Below are 9,071 nucleotides of genomic sequence, written 5' to 3'. Positions count from 1 at the left end.
TCTCCTTTGGGTAGACTGAGGGAGGTGGCCACCCGACCCCGTGGGCCGTCCATGTGGATGCGGTCTTTGACGACCGGGATACTGTGCGGCGGGGAGGCCGGGGCGGGTGGCTACCGATCAAAGTCGCGGGCGTGGGAGCCCGGCAACATAGGCGGTAGGACCTCCCTCAGAGGGCAAGATACATGCGACATAGGGTGCCCAAGCCGGGGCTTTGGAAGGGCTTTTCTGGGGCCCCCACCGCGGCTTTTGCCGCGGTGGGGTACCTTAGAAGCGCTCAGCCACGGTCTTCATCTCCAGGAAGTGGAGGAGGTAGTCGGGGCCGCCGGCCTTGGTGTCGGTGCCGGAGAGGTTGAAGCCGCCAAAGGGCTGAACCCCCACCAGGGCCCCGGTGATCTTGCGGTTGAAGTAGAGGTTCCCCACGTGGAACTCCCGCCTGGCCCGTTCCAGGTGCTCCCGCTTACGGGAGTAGACCCCGCCCGTGAGGCCGTAGACGGTGCCGTTGGCCACCTCCAGGGCCTCGCCGAAGTCCTTTACCCGGATCACGGAGAGGACCGGGCCGAAGATCTCCTCCTGGGCGATCCTGGCCGTGGGGGGCACCTCGGTGAAGACCGTGGGGGCAATGAAGTAGCCCTCGCCCTCCAGGCGCTCGCCCCCCAGGACGAGCCTTCCCTCCCCCTTGCCGATCTCAATGTAGGAGAGGATCTTCGCCTCCTGGGCCTGGGAGGCCACGGGGCCCAGGTCGGGGTTCTCCTCCGCCGGGCCCACGGTGAGGCGCCGGGCCCGCTCCAAAACCCGCTCCAAAACGGGCTCGTAAGCCCCTTCTGTGAGGATGAGGCGGCTTGCGGCCGAGCACTTCTGCCCCTGGAAGCCGTAGGCGGAGACCAGGATCCCCTCGGCGGCCAGGTCAAAGTCGGCGGTCTCGTCCACGATGATGGCGTCCTTGCCGCCTAGCTCCAAAAAGACCCGCTTGATCCACCGCTGGCCCGGGGCCAGGCGGCTGGCCGCCTGGTTGATCCAGAGGCCCACCTCGAGGCTCCCCGTGAAGTTGATGAACCGGGTCCTGGGGTGCTCCACCAGGTAGGCCCCCACCTCCTGCCCCTCGCCGGGGACCAGGTTCACCACCCCCGGGGGGAAGCCCGCCTCGTGGAAGATCTCAAAGACCTTGGCGGCGATGACCGGCGTGTCCTCGGCGGGCTTGGCCACCACGGTGTTGCCCACGGCCACGGGCCCGGCGATCATCCCGGTGAAGATGGCGATGGGGAAGTTCCAGGGGGCGATGACCACCCCGGCCCCCAGGGGCAGGTAGAAGCTCTCGTTGTCCTCCCCGGGGTAGGGCACCACCTCCACCGAGGGGTACTTGTACTTGAGGGCCTGGCGGGCGTAGTACTCCAGGAAGTCTATGGCCTCGGCCACCTCGGCGCTGGCCTCCACCCAGTTTTTGCCGATCTCGTAGACCAGGGTGGCCTCCAGCTCCCGCCGCCTCCTCTTCATGATGGCCGCCGCCTTCAGGAGGAGGCGGCTCCGGTCCTCCTGGGGCCAGTCCTTCCAGGTCCTATAGGCCTTCCAGGCGGCCTCGAGGGCGGCCTCGGCCTCGGCCTTCCCCGCCTTGGCCACCGTCCCCACCACCTCGCTGGGGGCGGAGGGGTTTAGGGAAACGATCCTCTCCCCCGTGTCCACCCACGCCCCCCCGATGTAGAGGGGCCAGTGGCGGCCGAACTCCTCCCTGACCCGCCTCAGGGCCTCCCGCATCTCCCGCCTGGCCTCTTCGCCGGCAAAGGTCTCTATGGGCTGGTTCCGAAAGGGTTCTACCGTCATACCTTCCTCCCTAGCCTCCTAAGAGGCTCCTCAGCACCAAAAGCAGGTTCTCCGGCCTCTCGGCGATGCGCCGGGTCAGGTAGGGGTACCAGTCCTTCCCGTAGGGCACGTAGGCCCGCACGGTGTACCCCTCCTGGGCCAGGCGCCTTTGCGCCTCGGGGCGGACCCCGTAAAGCATCTGGAACTCAAAGCCCTCCTTGGGGATGCCCATGGCCTCGGCGTAGCGCTTCACCTCGGCGATGAGCCGGGGGTCGTGGGTGGCGAAGGCCACGTAAAGCCCCTCCTTGAGGGCCAGCTTCCCCAGGTGCAGGTACTCGGCGTCAATGAGGCGCTTGTCCCAGAAGGCCACCTCCTTGGGCTCCCGGTAAGCCCCCTTCACCAGGCGCAGGTTGGGGCGGTAGGGGAGGAGGTCAAAGAAGTCCTTCTCCGTGCGGAAGAGGTAGCTCTGGAGGACGATTCCGAGAAGGGAAAACCCCTCCTCCCGCATGGCCTTGTAGAGGCGCAGGGTGCCCTCCACCCGGGGGGAGTCCTCCATGTCCAGGCGGACGAAGACCCCCCGGGGCTCAGCCTCCTTGAGGACTTCCCTTAGGAGTTCCCGGGCCAGGCCCTCGGAGAGGTCCAGCCCCAGCTGGGAAGGCTTAAGGGAGACGTACTTGGGCCAGGGCCTAAGGGCCACGGCCCGCACCAGCTCCAGGATCCTTTCCTGAAACGCCCTGGCCTCCCCCTCGGTCTTCACCATCTCCCCCAGGAGGTCCAGGATGGCGTGGACACCCTCCCCCTCGAGGGCCTCCGCCACCTTCAGGGCCTCCTCCAGGCTCTCCCCCGCCACGTAGCGCCGCACCAGCCCCCGGGCCCGGGTCTTGATGAGGCGCTCCACCTCTTTTTTCCCTGCCACGCTGAGGACGAAGGAGCGATAGGCCAGATCCAGGTTCATACTCCCTCCAAAAGTCGCCGCACCACCAGGTCCCGGAAGCGGTAGATGTGGGCCTCCACCGCCCTCTTAGCCCCTTCGGAGTCCCGGGCCTTCAGGGCCTTTAGGATGGCCCAGTGCTCCCGCCGGGTGGCCTCGTCCTGGGAAAGCATGGGCACAGCACTCCGGGCCAGGGCCAGGGTAGCCAAGAGGTCCTCGTAGAGGCGGTAGAGGGTCCGGTTGCCGGAAAGGCGCACCAGGGCCCGGTGGAACTCCAGGTCCCGGCGCATCTGCTCGGGGTAGTCTTCCCTGGGGGCCTCGTCTATGGCCCGCAAAAGCTCCTCCAGCTCCAAAAGCTCCCAGGGCCTGGCCCGAAGGGCCGCCTCCTTGGCCGCTTCCCCCTCCAGAAGGGCCCGCACCCTGTAGACCTCCTCCACCTCCTCTGGGGTGAAGGCCCTGACCCTGGCTCCCTTGCCAGGAACGAGCTCTAAAAGCCCCTCCTCCGCCAGCCGCATAAGGGCCTCGCGCACGGGGGTGCGGGAAACCCCAAGCTCCTTGGCCAAAAGGGGCTCGGAAAGCCTCTCCCCCGGGGCGAAGCGGCCGGAGAGGAGGAGGGCCTTGAGATGGCCGTAGACCGCCTCGCGCACCTGGTTGGGCCGGCGGAAGTCCGTGGCCTGCATCCTGTATACAGGATAATGAGAGATGGTTCTTCAGGTCAAGCTAAAGCCGCAGCCCTAGGGCCGCGGCTAGACCTTAACCCCCCTTCTCGCTACAAACTGGATTGAGGTACAGGCTGACCATCGGGGCCGTAGCGGAAGTAGGAACGAGGAATGCGCTTGATCAACTCATCTACGGCCCTAGAAACCATTACCGCCAAAGCCTTACCCATCGGGGTCTTCTGGTATTGGCTCAAGGCTCCGCCTAGGGCAGCTCCGGGCACAAGTGCTCCCAGCAACCCGCCAAAGTCTGTGTCCGAAGCCTCCCCTTCTACCCTAAAAGCAGCTACGATAGCTCCCGTCCGCACATCCACCGCACGGAAGTCCACCGCTACGTAGGCCTTTTTCTGGCCCCCTCCCAAAGCGCCTAAAACGCCTCCCAGAAGACCTCCTCCCCCTCCTCGCGTACCGCCGGCATCGGGTTCAAAGGCCGTGATGGTTCCCGTAATAAGGATTTCAGCTCCTTGAATCTGCTGGTATTGATTGCCTAAACTGGCTTCTTTTTGCAGCTGATCCAGGACGCTACGCTCGTAGACAATGAAGTGGTTGGTGTTAATCAGGGCCGTAGTCAGCATATCTGCTACGCCTGCTCCAATATCTCCCTTGCTTGTGGATACCTCCACACCAAAAAGCTTGCCTAAAATTGCCGCACCCACCTGGTCTGGACTAGCGCCGCCCTGGCATTTATCCGCCTTGCAAGGGAAGGAAGCCACTACTACCTTTGCCCGGGGCCCCGTGTAGTTGGCGTAAGGGTTATTCTCGGACAACCCCGAGCTGACATTGGTCGTAACCGAAGGCGCACACGCCGCAAGAACAAGACCGACTGCCAAAACCCCAAGATGGCTTCTGCGCACCATACGCACTCCTCCCAAAGGGGAAATGAATTTCCCCTAGGCTCAGGGTAGGGCACACCGAACTTAAGCTCTGCCAAATTTGCACTTGACAAATGGGGCAGATTTTGTAGAATGCTAAGCTTTTGCTAGCAACCTCTTCAACGCCCCCCCAAGCCGCTTCCAGAGGGGCCCGAACCGCTCCTCGTAGCTCCTGGCCGCCTCCTCTGGGGAAAGCTCCTGCCCCTCCTGGGCCAAAAAGTGGCGGTGGTCCATGACCCAGAGGGAGAGGTCCGCCTCCGTCCGCCCGGGGAAGTCCTTGAGGAGCCCCAGGCGGCGGATGGCCTCCACCGTGGGCTTGTAGAGGTTCTCGTACCAGTCCACCACCGCCTCCTCCCCGGACACCTCCCGGCCTTCTTCTAGCCCCTTGAAGTACCGCCTGGTGGTGATGTGGTCCAGGAGGAGGTCGTAGCGGCCCAGGGTGGTGAAGCAGATCTCCTCGGCCTCAGGGACGAGCTCCTTCAGCCTGGTCTTTTCCAGGAAGTGGGCGTACTCCGCCTTGAGGATCAGGTCCTTCACGGTGTCCCCAGGCTCCACAGGGACGGGGACGTCCAGGGCGATGACGTAGGCGTCCATGTACTTCTGCCCCGTGGCCTTGGCCAGGGCCACCCGGTGGTTCCCGTCCTTGACGAAGTAGGCCTCCCCCACCTGGTAGACCTCTATGGGGGGAAGCTCCACCCCCGATAGCTGCAGGGCCCGGAGGCGCTTCCAGCGCTCCAGGGTGTGGGGGGTCTTGGGGAGGAAGGTGTGGTCAAAGTCCTCGTAGCGGTCCATGGAGCCCACCACCTTGTCCACCTCTATGGTCCTTAGGCCCAGGTGGTGCTCCCCTTTGGGCCTCAGGGCCAGGGCCTGGTGGAAGGGCAAAAGGGTGTTGGGCTCCCCTTTAAGGCGGTGCAGGAGCTCGTGGAGCCTGGCCCGAAGCTCCAGGCGCTCCTTCTCCGACTCCACCTGCCAAGACCGCATGCCCATAGGGTTGGAAGCCCTACCACACGCCCCTAAACCCAGGGTAGCACGGCTTGGTCAAAAGACCATGAGGCCCTGGACAAGGCGGGGGGTTTGGGCGTTAGATGAGGGCGTGAGCGTGAACCTGAAGGCGCGCATCGCGGAGGAGATCGCCAGGCTGAAGGCCGAGGGGCTTTACATCCGTCCCCGGGTCCTCGAGGCCCCCCAGGAGCCCGTGACCCGGGTGGCGGGGCGGGAGGTGGTGAACCTGGCCTCCAACAACTACCTGGGCTTCGCCAACCACCCCTACCTCAAGGAGAAGGCCCGCCAGTACCTGGAAAAGTGGGGAGCGGGAAGCGGGGCGGTGCGCACCATCGCCGGCACCTTCCCCTACCACCTGGAGCTGGAGGAGGCCCTGGCCCGCTTCAAGGGCACGGAGACCGCTTTGGTCTTCCAGTCGGGTTTCACCGCCAATCAGGGGGTCCTGGGGGCCCTCCTCAAGGAGGGGGACCTGGTCTTCTCCGACGAGCTGAACCACGCCAGCATCATCGACGGCCTCCGCCTCACCAAGGCCACCCGGTTTGTGTACCGCCACGCCGACGTGGACCACCTGGAGGAGCTCCTCAAGGCCCACGACACCGAGGGCCTCAAGCTCATCGTCACCGACGGGGTCTTCTCCATGGACGGGGACATCGCCCCCCTGGACCGCATCGTCCCCCTGGCCAAGAAGTACGGGGCGGTGGTCTACGTGGACGACGCCCACGGAAGCGGGGTCCTGGGGGAAAGGGGCGAGGGCACGGTGCACCACTTCGGCTTCCAGAAGGACCCGGACGTGGTCCAGGTGGCCACCCTTTCCAAGGCCTGGGCGGTGATGGGCGGGTACGCCGCCGGGGCCATGGAGCTCAAGGAGCTCCTCATCAACAAGGCCAGGCCCCTCCTCTTCTCCACCACCCACCCCCCGGCGGTGGTGGGGGCCCTCCTGGGCGCCCTGGAGCTCATAGAGAAGGAGCCCGATAGGATCGCCAGGCTCTGGGAGAACACCCGCTACTTCAAGGCCGAGCTGGCCCGGCTGGGCTACGACACCCTGGGGAGCCAGACCCCCATCACCCCGGTCCACTTCGGCGAGGCCCCCCTGGCCTTTGAGGCGAGCCGCATGCTCCTGGAGGAGGGGGTCTTCGCCGTGGGCATCGGCTTCCCCACCGTGCCCCGGGGGAAGGCCAGGATCCGCAACATCGTCACCGCCGCCCACACGGTGGAGATGCTGGACAAGGCCCTCGAGGCCTACGAGAAGGTGGGCCGCAGGCTCGGTATAATCCGCTAAATGGGCCTGCCACCCCTTCTGTCCTTACCTTCCAACGCCGCCCCCAGGAGCCTGGGCCGGGTGGAGACCCCCCCGGAGGTGGTGGACTTCATGGTCTCCCTGGCCGAGGCGCCCAGGGGGGGAAGGGTGCTGGAGCCCGCCTGCGCCCATGGGCCCTTCCTCCGGGCTTTCCGGGAGGCCCACGGGACGGCCTACCGCTTCGTGGGGGTGGAGATAGACCCAAAAGCCCTGGACCTCCCCCCCTGGGCCGAGGGCATCCTGGCGGACTTCCTCCTCTGGGAGCCGGGGGAGGCCTTTGACCTGATCCTGGGCAATCCGCCTTACGGCATCGTAGGAGAAGCCAGCAAATACCCCATTCACGTCTTCAAAGCGGTCAAGGACCTCTACAAGAAGGCCTTTTCCACCTGGAAGGGCAAGTACAACTTGTACGGGGCCTTTCTTGAAAAGGCCGTTCGCCTTCTTAAGCCTGGTGGGGTCCTCGTCTTTGTAGTCCCGGCCACCTGGCTTGTCCTGGAGGATTTTGCCCTCCTTCGCGAGTTCCTTGCCCGGGAAGGGAAAACATCTGTATACTACCTTGGCGAGGTTTTCCCGCAAAAAAAGGTTAGCGCTGTAGTGATTCGCTTCCAGAAGAGCGGAAAAGGCCTTTCACTTTGGGATACCCAAGAAAGCGAAAGCGGGTTCACGCCCATCCTCTGGGCTGAATATCCACATTGGGAAGGAGAGATTATCCGCTTTGAAACAGAGGAGACGCGGAAGCTGGAAATATCGGGAATGCCACTGGGAGACCTCTTTCATATCCGCTTCGCCGCAAGAAGCCCTGAATTCAAGAAACATCCAGCAGTGAGAAAGGAACCGGGGCCAGGTCTTGTGCCTGTGCTCACAGGAAGAAATTTAAAGCCGGGGTGGGTAGATTACGAGAAAAACCACTCCGGGCTTTGGATGCCCAAGGAAAGGGCCAAGGAGCTCAGGGACTTCTATGCCACGCCCCACCTGGTGGTAGCCCACACCAAGGGGACTAGAGTGGTGGCCGCTTGGGACGAAAGGGCCTACCCCTGGCGGGAGGAGTTCCACCTCCTGCCCAAGGAAGGTGTGAGACTAGACCCCTCGTCCCTGGTGCAGTGGTTAAACTCCGAAGCGATGCAGAAGCACGTCAGGACGCTTTATCGCGACTTCGTGCCCCACCTGACGCTGAGGATGCTAGAAAGGCTTCCTGTAAGGAGGGAATATGGCTTCCACACAAGCCCAGAAAGCGCTCGAAACTTTTGAGCGTTTTCTCGCAAGCTTGGACCTCGAGTCCTACCAGCAAAAGTACCGCCCTATCAAAACGGTTGAACAAGACCTGCCTAGGGAGCTGAACCCGCTTCCGGACCTGTACGAGCATTATTGGAAAGCGCTTGAGGATAACCCTTCCTTCCTGGGCTTCGAAGAGTTCTTTGACCACTGGTGGGAAAAGCGCCTACGGCCCTTGGACGAGTTCATACGCAAATACTTTTGGGGATGCTCCTACGCGTTTGTTCGCTTGGGCCTCGAGGCTAGGCTGTACCGAACAGCCGTTTCCATCTGGACTCAGTTTCACTTCTGCTACCGCTGGAACGCCTCCTGCGAGCTTCCTCTAGAAGCTGCCCCAGAACTCGACGCCCAAGGGATAGACGCGCTGATTCATACAAGCGGGTCCTCAACAGGAATCCAGATCAAAAAGGAAACTTACCGTTCCGAGGCCAAGAGCGAGAACCGCTTTTTAAGGAAGCAAAGAGGCACCGCCCTCATCGAGATTCCCTACACCCTGCAGACACCAGAGGAGCTCGAAGAAAAAGCCAAACGGGCAAGAGTGAACGGAGAAACCTACCGTCTATGGGCCAAGGTTGCACACCATTTGGACCGTCTAGAAAACGGATTCGTCATTTTTCGGGAAAGTTATGTGAAAAGCATTGAGCTTTTTCTCCAGAAAAACGCTCCTACCCTATCTGGGCTCATCCGCTGGGACAGGGTGGCCCAGGAAGCCCTCACCGCCCCGTGAGGTAGACACGAAGCACAAGCCCCACAGCAAAGAGCAGGCCCACGGCCACGTAGACCTCGGGGCGCTTGGGGGGGTCCTTGAGACCCCGGTAGAACCACGCCCCGGGCTCCAAGCCCCCCAGGTAGTGGAGCCCGGCGGCGAGGAGGAGGCCGTAGAGGAGGTGCAGCCCGTCCTTGGGCCTGAGGCCCTGGAAGAAGAGGAGAAAGCCCAGGGCCACCTGGGCTATGGCTACCCAGGCCGCCCCCCTGAGGAGGGCGTAGAAGCGGGAAGGCAGGGGGCGGAAGAAGCCCAAGAGGCCCAAGAGGGCGAGAAGGGGAACGAGGGCCAGGAGGAGAAGGCCAAGGAGGGCGTGGGCCTGCAGGAGGAGCGCCATGCCCCCATGATAAAGGGCAGGGATTTTTCTGGTCTCACTCCGATCTAAACCCCAAGGCCGGGGAGGGCTTTTTCCCTTCCCCATGGG

General features: G+C 63.5%; 9 protein-coding genes. 3 read left to right on the top strand and 6 right to left on the bottom strand.

The annotated features are described in order from the left end of the window. Positions 1–264: 264 nt before the first annotated feature. From pruA to BVI061214_RS02080, 5 genes are all read right to left on the bottom strand, one after another. On the bottom strand, positions 265–1,815 hold the full coding sequence (gene pruA / locus BVI061214_RS02095) for an L-glutamate gamma-semialdehyde dehydrogenase (protein ID WP_053767100.1): 1,551 nt from the start codon (positions 1,813–1,815) through the stop codon (positions 265–267). Positions 1,816–1,825: 10 nt separating this feature from the next. Beyond that, entirely contained in the window at positions 1,826–2,749 is a 924-nt protein-coding gene (locus BVI061214_RS02090) for a proline dehydrogenase (RefSeq protein ID WP_053767099.1), read from the bottom strand. Beyond that, complete coding sequence (locus BVI061214_RS02085; RefSeq protein ID WP_053767098.1) at positions 2,746–3,405, bottom strand: GntR family transcriptional regulator; 660 nt, start codon at positions 3,403–3,405, stop codon at positions 2,746–2,748. Before BVI061214_RS02085 ends, BVI061214_RS02090 begins: the two co-directional genes overlap by 4 nt. An 89-nt stretch (positions 3,406–3,494) precedes the next feature. After that, on the bottom strand, positions 3,495–4,298 hold the full coding sequence (locus BVI061214_RS12395) for a CsgG/HfaB family protein (RefSeq protein WP_082333108.1): 804 nt from the start codon (positions 4,296–4,298) through the stop codon (positions 3,495–3,497). A 111-nt stretch (positions 4,299–4,409) separates the two neighbouring features. Then, positions 4,410–5,294 (bottom strand): transcriptional regulator, encoded by an 885-nt coding sequence (locus BVI061214_RS02080; RefSeq protein ID WP_053768555.1) that lies wholly within the window; start codon positions 5,292–5,294, stop codon positions 4,410–4,412. A 67-nt stretch (positions 5,295–5,361) separates the two neighbouring features. On the opposite strand from BVI061214_RS02080, the gene BVI061214_RS02075 reads away from it, so the two are divergent. The 3 genes from BVI061214_RS02075 to BVI061214_RS02065 are packed head-to-tail and all read left to right on the top strand — an operon-like array spanning position 5,362 to position 8,611. Beyond that, complete coding sequence (locus tag BVI061214_RS02075) at positions 5,362–6,594, top strand: glycine C-acetyltransferase (protein ID WP_428843222.1); 1,233 nt, start codon at positions 5,362–5,364, stop codon at positions 6,592–6,594. After that, positions 6,595–7,860, top strand: a complete 1,266-nt coding sequence (locus tag BVI061214_RS02070) for an N-6 DNA methylase family protein (protein ID WP_053767096.1) — start codon at positions 6,595–6,597, stop codon at positions 7,858–7,860. Positions 7,861–7,876: 16 nt separating this feature from the next. Next, positions 7,877–8,611: a TaqI family restriction endonuclease gene (locus BVI061214_RS02065; RefSeq protein WP_248841705.1), complete on the top strand. Its 735-nt coding sequence runs from the start codon at positions 7,877–7,879 to the stop codon at positions 8,609–8,611. Here the strand turns inward: BVI061214_RS02065 and BVI061214_RS02060 are convergent. Further along, a complete protein-coding gene (locus BVI061214_RS02060) occupies positions 8,598–8,984 on the bottom strand; it encodes a hypothetical protein (protein ID WP_053767094.1) in 387 nt (128 codons plus the stop codon). The genes BVI061214_RS02065 and BVI061214_RS02060 overlap by 14 nt on opposite strands. Positions 8,985–9,071 lie beyond the last annotated feature (87 nt).

The organism is Thermus aquaticus, assembly GCF_001280255.1.
In the GTDB taxonomy this organism is placed as follows: Bacteria; Deinococcota; Deinococci; order Deinococcales; family Thermaceae; genus Thermus; species Thermus aquaticus.
This window is presented reverse-complemented; position numbering and strand designations above follow the sequence as displayed.